This window comes from Streptomyces sp. NPDC126503 (assembly GCF_040302405.1).
GTDB classification, from domain to species: Bacteria; Actinomycetota; Actinomycetes; order Streptomycetales; family Streptomycetaceae; genus Streptomyces; species Streptomyces gulbargensis.
On the sequence record NZ_JBEORS010000028.1, the window covers coordinates 16,921 to 29,733 of the forward strand.

Annotated in this window: 14 protein-coding genes and 1 pseudogene; 1 reads left to right on the top strand and 14 read right to left on the bottom strand. The window is 73.3% G+C overall.

Annotation, left to right across the window (positions count from 1 at the left end; all coding sequences use genetic code 11):
• Positions 1–25 precede the first annotated feature (25 nt).
• The gene (locus ABTY40_RS26990; protein WP_352061894.1) at positions 26–490 is read left to right on the top strand and encodes a peptidoglycan DD-metalloendopeptidase family protein; all 465 of its coding nucleotides are present in this window, start codon (positions 26–28) and stop codon (positions 488–490) included.
• Between the two features lie 180 nt (positions 491–670).
• On the opposite strand, the gene ABTY40_RS26995 is transcribed toward ABTY40_RS26990, so the two are convergent.
• From ABTY40_RS26995 to rimM, 14 genes and pseudogenes are all read right to left on the bottom strand, one after another.
• Complete coding sequence (locus tag ABTY40_RS26995) at positions 671–1,288, bottom strand: TetR/AcrR family transcriptional regulator (RefSeq protein WP_352061929.1); 618 nt, start codon at positions 1,286–1,288, stop codon at positions 671–673.
• Between the two features lie 54 nt (positions 1,289–1,342).
• Positions 1,343–2,179, bottom strand: a complete 837-nt coding sequence (gene whiG / locus ABTY40_RS27000; protein WP_345287491.1) for an RNA polymerase sigma factor WhiG — start codon at positions 2,177–2,179, stop codon at positions 1,343–1,345.
• A gap of 239 nt (positions 2,180–2,418) precedes the next feature.
• Positions 2,419–3,786 carry a DNA-processing protein DprA gene (gene dprA, locus ABTY40_RS27005; RefSeq protein ID WP_352061895.1) on the bottom strand — a complete coding sequence of 456 codons (1,368 nt, stop codon included), beginning with the start codon at positions 3,784–3,786 and terminating at the stop codon, positions 2,419–2,421.
• Complete coding sequence (locus ABTY40_RS27010; RefSeq protein ID WP_352061896.1) at positions 3,783–5,396, bottom strand: YifB family Mg chelatase-like AAA ATPase; 1,614 nt, start codon at positions 5,394–5,396, stop codon at positions 3,783–3,785. The genes dprA and ABTY40_RS27010 overlap by 4 nt, the downstream gene beginning before the upstream one ends.
• Position 5,397: 1 nt before the next feature.
• Positions 5,398–5,763: a YraN family protein gene (locus ABTY40_RS27015; RefSeq protein ID WP_345287497.1), complete on the bottom strand. Its 366-nt coding sequence runs from the start codon at positions 5,761–5,763 to the stop codon at positions 5,398–5,400.
• Between the two features lie 125 nt (positions 5,764–5,888).
• Positions 5,889–6,197 carry a DUF2469 domain-containing protein gene (locus ABTY40_RS27020; protein WP_005311352.1) on the bottom strand — a complete coding sequence of 103 codons (309 nt, stop codon included), beginning with the start codon at positions 6,195–6,197 and terminating at the stop codon, positions 5,889–5,891.
• A 55-nt stretch (positions 6,198–6,252) separates the two neighbouring features.
• Complete coding sequence (locus ABTY40_RS27025) at positions 6,253–6,786, bottom strand: NUDIX hydrolase (protein WP_352061930.1); 534 nt, start codon at positions 6,784–6,786, stop codon at positions 6,253–6,255.
• A gap of 194 nt (positions 6,787–6,980) precedes the next feature.
• Positions 6,981–7,757: a signal peptidase I gene (gene lepB, locus ABTY40_RS27030; RefSeq protein WP_352061897.1), complete on the bottom strand. Its 777-nt coding sequence runs from the start codon at positions 7,755–7,757 to the stop codon at positions 6,981–6,983.
• A 50-nt stretch (positions 7,758–7,807) separates the two neighbouring features.
• Positions 7,808–8,728 carry a signal peptidase I gene (lepB, locus tag ABTY40_RS27035; protein ID WP_352061931.1) on the bottom strand — a complete coding sequence of 307 codons (921 nt, stop codon included), beginning with the start codon at positions 8,726–8,728 and terminating at the stop codon, positions 7,808–7,810.
• Complete coding sequence (lepB, locus tag ABTY40_RS27040) at positions 8,661–9,695, bottom strand: signal peptidase I (protein ID WP_352061898.1); 1,035 nt, start codon at positions 9,693–9,695, stop codon at positions 8,661–8,663. Before lepB (ABTY40_RS27040) ends, lepB (ABTY40_RS27035) begins: the two co-directional genes overlap by 68 nt.
• A gap of 307 nt (positions 9,696–10,002) precedes the next feature.
• A pseudogene (lepB, locus tag ABTY40_RS27045) lies at positions 10,003–10,761 on the bottom strand (signal peptidase I); the annotation flags it as partial.
• 69 nt (positions 10,762–10,830) lie between these two features.
• Positions 10,831–11,181 carry a 50S ribosomal protein L19 gene (rplS, locus tag ABTY40_RS27050; protein WP_309051009.1) on the bottom strand — a complete coding sequence of 117 codons (351 nt, stop codon included), beginning with the start codon at positions 11,179–11,181 and terminating at the stop codon, positions 10,831–10,833.
• A gap of 127 nt (positions 11,182–11,308) precedes the next feature.
• Entirely contained in the window at positions 11,309–12,130 is an 822-nt protein-coding gene (gene trmD, locus ABTY40_RS27055; protein WP_345287511.1) for a tRNA (guanosine(37)-N1)-methyltransferase TrmD, read from the bottom strand.
• Positions 12,127–12,717 (bottom strand): ribosome maturation factor RimM, encoded by a 591-nt coding sequence (rimM, locus tag ABTY40_RS27060; RefSeq protein ID WP_352061899.1) that lies wholly within the window; start codon positions 12,715–12,717, stop codon positions 12,127–12,129. Before rimM ends, trmD begins: the two co-directional genes overlap by 4 nt.
• Positions 12,718–12,813 lie beyond the last annotated feature (96 nt).

Below are 12,813 nucleotides of genomic sequence, written 5' to 3' on the forward strand. Positions count from 1 at the left end.
CGTCCCTCCCGGGCAGCCTGACCCCATGAGCGCACTGACGATCCTCGCCCTCACGGCAGCCCTGACCTGGCCCGTGACCCCCGCACCGCCCGACATCGTCCGCGGCTGGCAGCCCCCGCCCGGCCCCTACGCCGCCGGCCACCGCGGCATCGACCTCGCCGCCCCACCGGGCACACCGGTCCTCGCCCCCACCGCCGGCACGGTCACCTTCGCCGGTCCCGTCGGCGGTCGCGGCGTCCTCACCCTCACCCTCCCCGGCACGGGCACACCCCCACTCCGCACGACTTTCTCCCCGGTCACCCCCCTCGTCCCCACCGGCACCACCGTCCCCGCCGGCACCCCCCTCGCCCACGTCACCCCCGGCGACCACTGCCCCACCAGCTGCCTCCACTGGGGCCTCCTCCGCGCCGACACCTACCTCAACCCCCTCCTCCTCACCCCCCGCACACCGTCACGCCTGCTCCCGGTCCCCCCACACCCACGGAGGTGAAGCACGCCCACGAAGAACAAGGGGGGCGGGGGGAGGGGGCGGGGGGAGGGGGGAGGCCCCCAGGGGGAGGAAAGGGGCGCGCAGGACCGCGAGGCGGCCTGACCCCGGATCGGGCCAGGCCGGGTGAGGGCGGGTCGGCTGGGAGGCGGATGGAGCTGTCCCGGGCTAGGCGGGCGTCGGTCAGGCGTCGGGGCCGGTGGTGCCGGGGTCGGGGCCGGTGGCGCCGAGGTCGGCGGGGTCGGGGCCGGTGGCGCCGTGGAGAGCCATGGAGACCGCGGCTTCGGTGATCTCGGTGGGGTCCTCGGCGGCGCCGAGTTCGATGCGGCGGACGGCGGCGTCGACGACGCCCTGGAGAAGCATGGCGCCGAGGCGGGGCCGGGGGTGGCCGAGGGCGGCGAGGGCTTCGACGATCATGGCGACGAGTCCGCCGTGGGCGGCGCGGATCTTCTCGCGGGCGCCGTCGTCGAGTTCGCTCGCGGAGATGGCGACGACGGCCCGGTGCCGGCGGTCGCCGACGAGTTCGAGCTGCTTGCGGACGTATGCCTCGACCTTGCCCTCGGGGGCTTCGGCGCGGGCCATGGCGGCCTCGACCTCGGCGGCCCAGAGGGGGAAGTCGACGGCGCACAGCTCTTCGACCACGGCGGCGCGCGAGCGGAAGTACTCGTACACGGACGAGCGGGCGAGGCCCGTGCGCTCGGCGAGGGCGGGGAAGGTCAGCGCCTCCGTACCACCCTCGGACAGCAGGGAACGCGCGGCGTCCAGCAGGGCGCCGCGCTGCATCGTCCGGTGCTCGGCCACCGAGGCCGCTCGAATCCTGGGCACGGATCCACTGTACGGCGGAGGCCGCGCGGGTCACCGTCCGACGTCGGCCAGCTTGGCGCGGAGCTGCAGGACGGATTTGGTGTGGATCTGGCTGACGCGGCTCTCGGTGACGCCGAGGACGTGGCCGATCTCGGCGAGGGTGAGGCCTTCGTAGTAGTAGAGCGTGACGACGGTCTTCTCCCGCTCGGGGAGGGTGTTGATGGCGCGGGCGAGGAGGCGTCGCAGTTCGCGGTCCTCGGCCACCTCGACGGGGTTGTCGGCGGCGGTGTCCTCCAGGGTGTCCATGAGGGAGAGGCGGTCGCCGCCTTCGCCGCCGACGTGGAGCAGCTCTTCCAGGGCGACGACGTTCGCCAGGGACAACTGGCTGAAAACCGCGTGCAGTTCTTCGAGGGGGATGCCCAGTTCCTCGGCGACCTCGCCCTCGGAGGGGGTGCGCCGGAGCTGGGCTTCGAGGGTGGCGTAGGCGCGTTCGACGTTGCGTGCCTTCTGGCGGACGGAGCGGGGGATCCAGTCGAGGGCGCGGAGTTCGTCGATCATGGCGCCGCGGATGCGCGTGATGGCGTACGTCTCGAATTTGATGGCCCGCTCGACGTCGAACTTCTCGATGGCGTCGATGAGGCCGAAGACGCCGGAGGAGACGAAGTCGGCTTGTTCCACGTTGGACGGCAGCCCCACGCTGACGCGTCCTGCGACGTACTTGACGAGGGGGGAGTAGTGCAGGATCAGCTGCTCCCGCAGGCGCTCGTCGCCGGTGTCCTTGTACGAGCGCCAGAGTTCGTCGAGTGAGGTCGGTGCGGGGGGTCGCACGGTGCCCCGGGCTGCTGGGGGCACCGCAGCGCGGTCAGACCCGGAGGTGTGCTGGGGCATGCGTTGCCTTGAGCCGTTCTGCTGTCGGGTGCGTCGGTCTGGGTGTCCTGTGGGGAATGCTGGTGAGCGTAGCGTGACTGGGCTGTCGCGGTGAGCGAAGGTCGGGCGATGGCGCCGGTCCGGGTGGACGCTGTCGGTCAGACCTTCGAACGGGGACCGCGGTGCGGGCCGGCCCCTCGGGTGGGGCCGAGAGAACTCGATTGCTCATCGGCCTCACCTTTTCACCCGAATGCTCCAGGTCAAGGACCGCCTCGCCGCGCGTTCGACCGTTGGGGGACGGTGTTCGTCAACTGCCATCCGTCCCCTTTCCGTTCGACGTGGCCGAGGGAGTGGAGTTCGTACAGCTTGGCGAGGGTCTCGTCGGGGGTGGTGCCGGCCCGGCGGGCGATGACGGTGGTGGGGGTCGGGCCGTGGGCGGGGAGGGCTTCGAGGATGTGGGCGGTGGCGGGGGCGAGGAGGTCGCGCGGGAGGACGGGGCCGCGTCGTGCGGGGGCGAGTTCGCCGATGGCGCCGACGAGTTCGATGATCTCGTCGGCGTCGGTGACGAGGGTGGCGTCGCCGCGGAGGAGTTCGTGGACGCCTGCGGAGAGGGCGCTGGTGACGGGGCCGGGGACACCCATGGTGTGGCGGCCGAGGCGGGTGGCGGCGCGGGCGGTGACGAGGGAGCCGCTGCGGTGCTGGGCTTCGATGACGACGGTGCCGCGGGTGAGGGCGGCGATGACGCGGTTGCGGAGGATGAAGCGGCTGGGGGTGGGGTGGCTGTCGGGCGGTAGTTCGCCGAGGACGAGGCCTTGTTCGGCGATGCGCTGGATGAGGCGGGTGTGTCCTCGGGGGTAGGGGGTGTCGGCGCCGCAGGCGAGGACGGCGATGGTGGCTCCGCCCGCGGCGAGGGCGCCGCGGTGGGCGGCTCCGTCGATGCCGTAGGCGGCTCCGGAGACGACGACCCAGCCGTGGCGGGCGAGGCCGGTGGCGAGGTCGGCGGCGGTGTGGGCGCCGTACGGGGTGCAGGCGCGGGCTCCGACGAGGGCGACGGAGCGGAGGGCCCAGGTGCGGAGGTCGGCGGGGCCCCGGGCCCAGAGGCCGATGGGGCGGGTGTCGCCGAGGTCGTCGAGCTGGCGGGGCCATTCGGTGTCGCCGGGGACGAGGAAGCGGCCGCCGAGTCGGTGGATGGTGTCGAGGTCCCGCTCGGGGTGGGTGTCGTGGGCGCGGCGGCGCCAGTTCTGGACGCGGGTGGCGACGGTGCCGGGGAAGGGGTCGGTGCCGGTGCCGGTGGCGAGGTCCTCGCGGAGGAGGTGGAGGAAGTGGGCGGCTCCGTAGGTACGGAGCCAGCGACCGGCGTGTTCGTCGCCCGGTTCGACGACGCGGGTGAGGGCGGCGCGGGCGATCCGTTCGTCCGTGTGCGGGTCGGCGGGCGGGTGGTGGGGGGCGCCGCCGGTGGGATCGGGGTGGTACGTGGCTTCCGTCGGGTCCTCGGGCGGGAGCGCGCGGGCGTGGTGGCCGGCGGGGTCGGGCCGCTCGGCCGGTCCGTGCCCGGGTGCGGGGCCCGGGTGGTCCGCCGGCTTGGCCGGTCGCTCCGGTCGCTCCCGGGGCGTGGGGTGCTGGTTCATCGGGTCTCCCCCGTGGTCGTGGGGACGCCGCGGGCGATGCCGGTGCGGAGTTCCAGGGCGAGGGCGATGTCGCGGCTGTCGGGCCGGTCGCGGCCGGCGAGGTCGGCGGAGGTCCAGGCGACGCGCAGGACGCGGTCGAGGCCGCGGGCGGTGAGGAGGCCGCGTTCGATGTCGCGTTCGGCGGCGGCGAGCGCTCCGGGTGCGGCGAGGTGGCGGGTGCGGAGTTCGTGACCGGGGATCTCGCTGTTGACGGTCCAGGGGGTGTCGGCGAGGCGGGCGGCGGCGCGGGCGCGGGCTTCGCGGACGCGGTCGGCGACGGTGGCGCTGGTGTCTCCCCGGCTTCCGTGTCCGAGGAGGTCGGAGCGGGTGACGGGTTCGACTTCGACGCGGAGGTCGACGCGGTCGAGGAGGGGCCCGGAGAGGCGTGCCTGGTAACGGCGGACGAGGGCGGGCGGGCATTCGCAGCCGGCGCCGTGGAGGGTGTGGCGGCCGCAGGGGCAGGGGTTGGCGGCGAGGGCGAGGAGGAAGCGGGCGGGGAGGCGGACGACGCCGGCGGCGCGGGCGATGACGACGTGTCCGGATTCGAGGGGTTGACGGAGGGCATCGAGGCTTTTCGTGGAGAATTCGGGCGCTTCGTCCAGAAAAAGGACGCCTTTGTGGGCGAGGGAGACGGCACCGGGGCGGGGGATGCCGTTTCCGCCGCCGACGAGGGACTGCATGGTGGCGGAGTGGTGGGGTGCGCAGTAGGGGGCGCGGCGGACGAGGGGTTCGCCGGGCGGGAGGATGCCGGCGACGGAGTGGACGGCGGTGACTTCGAGGGATTCCTGGCGGGTGAGGGGCGGCAGGATGCCGGGGAGCCGTTCGGCGAGCATGGTCTTTCCCGCGCCGGGCGGTCCGGAGAGCAGGAGGTGGTGGCCGCCGGCGGCGGCGATCTCGAGGGCGCGGCGCGCGCCGTGCTGTCCGGCGACGTCGGCGAGGTCGGGGCCTTCGGTGGGGCCCGCGGAGAGGCCGGTGCCGATTCCCGCGCCGGGGACGAGGAGCCCGGCGAGCATGGCGTCGGGCCGTCCTTCCTCGGTGGGGGGTTCTTCGGGGACGGGTTCGTCGGTGAGGACGGCGATGAGCTGGCGGAGGCTGCGGATGCCGAGGACGGAGACGCCGGGGACGAGAGAGGCTTCGCCCGCGGTCTGTTCGGGGACGACGACCTGCCGGTATCCGGCGTCGGCGGCGGCGAGGACGGCGGGCAGGACGCCGCGGACGGGTCGGACGCGGCCGTCGAGGCCGAGTTCGCCGATGAGGACGAGGTCGGCGACGGTACGCGGGTCGACGCGTTCGGCGGCGGCGAGGACGGCCGCGGCGATGGCGAGGTCGAAGCCGGCGCCTCCCTTGGGGACGGAGGCGGGGCTGAGGCCGACGGTGAGTTTCTTCTGGGGCCATTCGGCGCCGGCGTTGACGACGGCGGCACGGACGCGGTCGCGGCTTTCGCTGAGGCTCTTGTCGGGGAGGCCGACGAGGGTGAAGGCGGCGACGCCGGGTTCGAGGTCGGCCTGGACTTCGACGACGACGCCTTCGACGCCGATGAGGGCGACGGAGCAGGTGCGGGCGAATCCCATGTCAGGCCACCCCCCGGGCGTGGGTGAGGACGGGAGCGCCGCGGCGGGGCAGGACGATGCCGACGAGGTCGATGCGGATGCCGCCGGTGGGGGCGGGGGTGTCGTGGCGGTCGAGCCAGCAGTGGGCCAGGCGGCGGAGCCGGGCGGCTTTGCGGGGGGTGACGGCGGCCATGGGGTGTTCGTAGCCACCGTGGCGGCGGGTCTTGACCTCGCAGATGACGAGGGTGTCGCCGTCGCGGGCGACGATGTCGATCTCTCCGGTCCGTCCGCAGCGCCAGTTGCGGGCGAGGATGTGCAGGCCGGTCGCGGTGAGCCGGCGGGTCGCCAGTTCTTCTCCGTACCGTCCGAGGGCTTGGGTCGCGTTCATGCGGTACCACCTCCGTCACCGACTGTGACGGAGAGGGGCGGGGCGCATGCGGGGCTGTGGACGGGGCGGGGGCTGTGGATATCCGGCTCACTCGTGGGGGTGAGCCGGGCGGCGCGGCGGGGGTGTCAGCTGCCGGGCAGTTCGAGGTCGCTCTTGTTGAGTTCCTCGATGTTCACGTCCTTGAAGGTGAGGACGCGGACCTGCTTGACGAACCTGGCGGGCCGGTACATGTCCCAGACCCAGGCGTCGGCCATGCTGACCTCGAAGAAGACTTCGCCTTGGACCGAGTGGACCTGCATCTCATAGTCGTTGGTGAGGTAGAAGCGCCGCTCGGTCTCGATCACGTATTTGAACAGCCCGACGACATCGCGGTACTCCCGGTAGAGCTTCAGCTCCATCTCGGTCTCGTACTTCTCGAGGTCCTCGGCGCTCATGGCATGTTCCCCTTCAGCCGTGCGTCCCCCTATTGTGCGCCAGTCGTACGCACCCCTAGACGATTTCCGGGGCGAGGACCACGGGGGCACTCGGAGGTCCCTCGTCGAGCAGCGTGCGGAGCAGCTCGGCGAGCCTGGTCGGGTACACCGTCTCACGGGCCGCCGACAGTTCGGCGCAGGTCCACCATCTCAGGCCGGCGACACTGCGGGTCTCCAGCTCGGTGAGGCCTTGTGGGCCCGGTGCCTCTCCCCTGCCGGGGGTGCGGGCGAGGTAGTACCACTCGTCCTGGTCCCAGCGGCGGCCGGCGAAGGGGAAGGAGCAGTACCGCTGCCAGAGGACGGGGCCGAGCCGGACGTCGGTGATGCCGGTCTCCTCGGCGAGTTCGCGCAGGGCGGCCTGTTCGCGGGTCTCGTCGCCCTCCAGGCCGCCGCCGGGGGTGAACCACCAGGTGTCGTCGGGGTCGTCCGGTTCGTGTCCGCGCAGGAGGAGGACGCGGTCGTCGGGGTCGAGGAGGATCACCCGGGCGACCCGCCGCACGTCCGGGCCCTCCCCCGCGCCCGTACCCGGGAGACGGCCGGCGCCCGGCAGCGGTCCGGCGCCCGGCAGCGCTCCGGTGTCCGGGAGGAGTCCTGCGGCCGGGTCCCCGGACGGCTCGGCGGCCGGTCCGGGCACCTGCTCCGGAGTCGGCCCGGACGCCGGAGCTCCCGAGCCCGGCCCGGACCCCGGCCCCGGCCCCGACGCCGGAGATCCAGACCTCGTCCTCTCCCCGCCGCCTGTGCCGCTCATGCCTCCACCTTCTCGCGGGGACCGCTTCCCGCGCCCGCCGCCCGCCGGTGGTTCCTGGCCCGGAGGAGGCCGGCGACCGGCCCGTACGCGGCCCCGGCGAGGATCAGCACGGCGCCGCCCACGACGGAGGCGAGGATCGCCCCGAGGGGCCCGGGCCGCGAGACACCGCCGGGAAGGGCGGCGAAGCCCGCCGGGCGCTCCAGGCGGTCGGCGCCGGGCCAGACGACGGCGTCGACCCGGGCGACGACGGCGGAGCGGGGCACGGAGCCCTGCCCCGCGTCCTCGAGGTGGCTGCGGGAGTCGAGGGAGGTGTGGCGCTCGTCGCCGAGGAGGAAGAGGTTCCCGGCCGGGACCGTGGCGGAGAATTCCTCCCCCGAGCCGACGGTCCGGCCGTCCACGCCGGGCCGGAGGTACGGCTCGTCGACGGCGGTGCCGTTGACGGTGAGGCGCCCGGAGGGGTCGCAGCAGGCGACGGTGTCGCCGCCGACGCCGACGACCCGCTTGACCATGGGGGCGGGCCCCCAGAGCGGGTCGGTGAAGACGACGACGTCCCCGCGTCGCACGTCCCGGCCGTCGACGCGCTCGGCGAGGACGCGCGAGTTGCGTTCGATGGTCGGCTTCATGGAGTCGCTGGGGACGGTGTACGGGCGGTAGAGCAGGGCGCCGGCGACGAAGCCTCCGACGAACAGCAGACAGCCGACGGCCACGACCAGCCCCGACAGCACGCTGCCGAGGCGGCCGTGGCCGCCCTGCGTCCGTATGTTTCCGCTCATGCGCACCCCAGAGGTCGGTCGACGGTCCGGGACGGCACCCTACCCGCGGGTCACTCTCCGGCGGTACGCCCCGCGGTGGTCTTCCTGCGGCGCCACAGGACGAGCGGGAGCGCTCCGGCGAGGCCCGCGGCGCCGGGGGCGACGGTCAGGGCGGCCTGGTCGAGGCCGGGCTGGTCGAAGAGGTCCGGGACCGGGAGCGTGGCCCAGCGGGTGAGGGGCCAGGCGACGACGACGGCGCGGCCGACGACGAGGTCCTCGGCGACGGTGCCGGCGCCGGGGAGCTCCTGGTGGAAGCGGGAGTCCAGGGAGTTCTGCCGGTTGTCGCCCATGACCCAGATGCGGCCCTCGGGGACCTTGACGGGGCCGAAGGAGTCCTGGCAGGGCATGGAGCCGGGGAAGAGGTAGGCGGTCTCGTCGAGTTCCTTGCCGTTGAGGACGACCTTGCCGCCCTCCTTGCAGGACACGGTGTCGCCGCCGACGGCGATGACCCGCTTGATGAGGTCCTTCTCCTCGGCGGACGGCATGAGGCCGATGAAGCTGAGGAACTTCTGCAGCACGTTCGGCTCGGGGGTCTTCTCGCCCTCCAGCCAGCCGCCCGGGTCGTGGAAGACGACGACCTCGCCGCGCTCGGGCTCGGAGCCGAACCAGGGGGTGAGCTTGTCGACGAGGACCCGGTCGCCCTTCTGGAGGGTGTTCATCATCGATTCCGAGGGAATCGAGAAGGCCTGCACCAGGAAGGTCTTGATCAGCAGCGCGAGCAGCAGGGCGATGCCGACGAGGAGCGGCAGTTCCTTCCAGAAGGAGCGCGGCTTCTTGGGGCCCTTGCCGCGCGCGTCCTCCCCGCCGCTCCCGTCGCCGCCCCCGTGCGGAAGTTCGCCGCTGGTCATGTCGTCACCCGTCACGTCATCGCCTGAGGTCCCGTCGGCCCTTTTCTCGGGCTCGTCGTGTCCGGATCGTGCGCCGACGGCCAAATCCCCCACATCCACTCCTCACTCCGTGCAATCGCCCGTCCCGGAACAGGGACAGGCCCACCACTCCCATAACGAGCAGAAGTTCCGCAGGGGTCGGGAGCCAGGGCAATCCGTTGAGATCGCGCGGAGACACACTATGCGACAGACCGAGCGTGCTGCCGGAACCCGGACGTGCGTCCGGTACGGCGGCGAAGGTCTCGCGTTCCTCCAGGCGCCGCCAGTGGCCGACGGGCCAGGCGATGACGACGGCGCGGCCGACGACCTGGTCCTCGGCGACGGTGCCGCGGTCCTTCTCGTCGAGGTGGAAGCGGGAGTCGGCGGAGTCGGAGCGGTGGTCGCCCAGGACGAAGACGCGGCCTTCGGGGACCTCGACCTCGAAGGGGATGGTGGACGGCCGGTTGCCGGGGTGCAGGTAGGGCTCGTCCAGGGGGACGCCGTTGACGGTGATCCGCCCGTCCTTGTCGCAGCAGCGCACGGTGTCGCCGCCGACGGCGACGACGCGTTTGATGAGGTCGCGTTCGTCGGCCGAGGGGAGCAGGCCGATGAAGGTCAGCGCCTGTTTGGCCTGTTTCAGCCCCACGGGGTCGTCGGCGGCCGGGGTGGTGTCCGGTTCGAGCCAGTTGCCGGGGTCCTTGAAGACGACGACGTCGCCCCGCTGGGGGCGGGAGCCGAACCAGGGGGTGAGCTTGTCGACGAGGACCCGGTCCTGGATGCGGATCGTCTGCTCCATGGAGCCGGAGGGGATGACGAAGGCCTGGACGAGGAAGGTCTTGAGGACGAGCGCGATGAGGACGGCGACCGTGAGGAGGATGGGGATCTCCCGGATCGCGGAGCGCTGCCGGCGCCGTTTGACCTTGCGGGCGAGCTTGCGCCGCTCGGCCCGCCCGGGCCGGGGGGCGTCCTGGCCGTCACCCGCGCGGTGCCCGTGCGCGGGGCCCCCGCCGGACGGTCTGCGCCGGTTACCCATGGGCTCCCGCTCCGGCCTCCCCGCCGCGTACCGCGCCTTCCGGCGCCACGGCCGGGTGCCGGGAGTCGCGTACGGGGGCGGCGTCCGCCCCGCGCGCCGGACCGGCGTACGGTGCGGGCTCCGGCTCGGCGTACGGGGCCGTCCCGCCGTGACGTACGGGCGCGGCGTACGGCGCGGGCTCCGGCTCGCCGTACGCGGCGGCGGTCCCGCCGTGGCGTACCGGCTCGGCGCGCGGTGCCGGCGGCGGTTGGGTGGCGGCGGGACGGGCGGCGACAAAAGCGCGTACGGGGCCCGCCGCGTGGGGCGCGCCGGGGCCGGACGGGGGCGGCGGGACGCCGTCGAAGGCGTCCGTCGCCGGGACGGCGGACCAGCGGCCGACCGGCCAGGCGATCCAGTCGGCGCGGCCGATGACCTTCTCGACCGGCACCATGCCGCCGCCGGGGCTGCCGAGGTGGTCGCGGGAGTCGCTGGACTGGCTGCGGTGGTCGCCCATGACCCAGAGCCGGCCGGGCGGGACGACGATGTCGAAGGGCACGCTGGAGGGCTGGTCGCCGAACCTGACGTACGCGGTCTCCCGGACGGGCACGCCGTTGACGCCGAGCCGGCCGTCCTTGTCGCAGCAGACCACCCGGTCGCCGCCGACGCCGACGACCCGCTTGACGAAGTCGGTCTCGTCGGGCTCGGCGAGGCCGAGCGCGGCCGCCGCGTCGTGCAGCGGACCGGCGCCGGTCGCGCCGCCCGCCTCCTCGCGGACGAAGGAGCCGGTGCCGTCGAAGACGACGACGTCACCGCGGCGCGGCTCGCCGCCGAAACGGTACGCCAGCTTGTTGACCAGGATCCGGTCACCGACCTGGAGCGTGGGTTCCATGGAGCCGCTGGGGATCAGGAAGGGCTGCGCGACGAGGTGGCTGAGGAGCAGCAGGAAGATCACGCAGGCGGCGCCGACGAGGCCGGTCCTGCGCCACGAGGGCGTCCGCCGGGAGGGCCCGGGAACGCGCGCGGAGCGCGACCCCTCCTCCGGTGCGGAGGAGGGGTCGCGCTCCGTGTGCTGTGCTTCGGTGTCCATCGGTGGCAGAGCCTATCCGGCCCGCCTGTGCGTGGACCCGGAAGCGTCGCGCGGACGGTGAGCCGGAGCTCAGTTGTCGCGCTTCTCCTTGATCTTGGCGGCCTTGCCGCGCAGCTCACGCAGGTAGTAGAGCTTGGCGCGACGGACGTCACCGCGGGAGACGAGCTCGATCTTCTCGAAGATCGGGCTGTTCACCGGGAAGGTGCGCTCGACGCCGACGGAGAACGAGACCTTGCGGACCGTGAAGGTCTCGCTGACGCCCGAGCCCTGGCGGCGGATGACGACGCCCTTGAACTGCTGGATACGGGAGCGGTTGCCCTCGATGACGCGCACGTGGACGTTCACGGTGTCGCCGGGACGGAAGGCGGGGAGGTCGGAGCGGAGCGAACCCGCGTTGACCTGGTCGAGCAGGGAGGCCATGGAGGTCTCTTTCCTCGCTGATGCCACAGGTCATCAGCGGTACGTTCGTGAGGATGGGATCGCCGTCCGCGGAGGGCGGGCGTCTTCCCCCTGTGGCAGGGGCGCGCGCCGGACGGACGACAGCGGCCTATTCTTCCACGCCCTCGACCCTGCGCCAAAATCGGCCGCCGGGTTCGGGGGCCCAGCCCAGCATCGAGAGGATCTCGCGGTCCTTCTTGTCGAAGGCGGCGGGGTCGCAGCGCTCGATGAGGTCGGGCCGGTTGGCCACGGTGCGGCGGAAGGCCTCGTCGCGCCGCCAGCGGGCGATCTTGCCGTGGTGGCCGCTGAGGAGCACCTCGGGGATGGCCCGGCCGCGCCACTCGGGGGGCTTGGTGTAGACGGGGCCTTCGAGGAGGTTGGCCATGGCGCCGGGGGCGAAGGAGTCGTCGCGGTGGGACTCGGCGTTGCCGAGGACACCGGGCAGGAGGCGGGCGACGGCCTCGGTGACGACGAGGACGGCGGCCTCGCCGCCGGCGAGGACGTAGTCGCCGATGGACACCTCGTAGACGGGAACGCGGGTGGCGTACTCGTCCATGACGCGGCGGTCGATGCCCTCGTAACGGGCCGGGGTGAAGATCAGCCAGGGCCGTTCGGAGAGCTCGACGGCGAGTTCCTGGGTGAAGGGGCGTCCGCTGGGGGTGGGGACGACGAGGACGGGGCCGTGCGCGCCCGCCTCGTACCCGTCGGCGAGGGTCTGGTCGAGGGCGTCGCCCCAGGGCTCGGTCTTCATGACCATGCCGGGGCCGCCGCCGTAGGGGGTGTCGTCGACGGTGTTGTGGCGGTCGTACGTCCAGTCGCGCAGGTCGTGGACGTGGACGTCGAGCTGTCCGCGGGCGCGGGCCTTGCCGACGAGCGAGACGTTCAGCGGTTCGAGGTACTCGGGGAAGATCGTGACGACGTCGAGCCTCATGCGTCCCGCTCCTCGGTGTCCCGCTCCTCCGTGTCCGGCTCCTCCGTCTCCGCGTCGCGCGCGGAGGCGATCACGGCGCGGTCGTCGATGAGGCCGGGGGGCGGGGTGATGACGGCGCGCTGGTTCTCCAGGTCGATCTCGGAGACGATCTCGGAGACGAAGGGGATCATCAGCTCGGTGCCGTCGGGGCGCTCCACGATGAAGAGGTCCTGGGACGGCAGGTGGGAGATCTCGGTGATGACACCGACCTCGGTGCCGTCGGCGAGGACCACGTCCAGGTCGATGAGCTGGTGGTCGTAGTACTCGTCCTCCTCCTCGGGCAGCTCGGTCGGGTCGACCTCGGCGATGAGGAGGGTGTTGCGGAGGGCTTCGGCGGCGGTGCGGTCGTGGACGCCCTCGAAGCGCAGCAGCAGCCGGCCGCTGTGGACGCGGCCGGACTCGATGGTCAGCGGCCCGGTGGAGGCCGGGTCGGTGCGGAGGACGGCCCCCGGGCCGAGCCTCAGCTCGGGCTCGTCGGTACGGACCTCGACGGTGACCTCGCCCTTGATGCCGTGGGCGCGGCCGATTCGCGCGACTACCAGCTGCACGACTTACACACTCTCCTGTCGGACGACGACGGGCCGGGGCGGGCTCGAAAGCCCTCCCCGGCCCGTGCCGGCGCTTCTTAAGGTATGCGGCCGACC

Excerpts from the sequence above, each read along its gene's own strand:
- ABTY40_RS26990 (WP_352061894.1), top strand. The coding sequence starts at position 26 with ATGAGCGCACTGACGATCCTCGCCCTCACGGCAGCCCTGACCTGGCCC.
- whiG (WP_345287491.1), bottom strand. The coding sequence starts at position 2,179 with ATGCCCCAGCACACCTCCGGGTCTGACCGCGCTGCGGTGCCCCCAGCA.
- dprA (WP_352061895.1), bottom strand. The coding sequence starts at position 3,786 with ATGAACCAGCACCCCACGCCCCGGGAGCGACCGGAGCGACCGGCCAAG.
- ABTY40_RS27010 (WP_352061896.1), bottom strand. The coding sequence starts at position 5,396 with ATGGGATTCGCCCGCACCTGCTCCGTCGCCCTCATCGGCGTCGAAGGC.
- ABTY40_RS27015 (WP_345287497.1), bottom strand. The coding sequence starts at position 5,763 with ATGAACGCGACCCAAGCCCTCGGACGGTACGGAGAAGAACTGGCGACC.
- ABTY40_RS27020 (WP_005311352.1), bottom strand. The coding sequence starts at position 6,197 with ATGAGCGCCGAGGACCTCGAGAAGTACGAGACCGAGATGGAGCTGAAG.
- lepB (WP_352061897.1), bottom strand. The coding sequence starts at position 7,757 with ATGAGCGGAAACATACGGACGCAGGGCGGCCACGGCCGCCTCGGCAGC.
- lepB (WP_352061898.1), bottom strand. The coding sequence starts at position 9,695 with ATGGGTAACCGGCGCAGACCGTCCGGCGGGGGCCCCGCGCACGGGCAC.
- rplS (WP_309051009.1), bottom strand. The coding sequence starts at position 11,181 with ATGGCCTCCCTGCTCGACCAGGTCAACGCGGGTTCGCTCCGCTCCGAC.
- trmD (WP_345287511.1), bottom strand. The coding sequence starts at position 12,130 with ATGAGGCTCGACGTCGTCACGATCTTCCCCGAGTACCTCGAACCGCTG.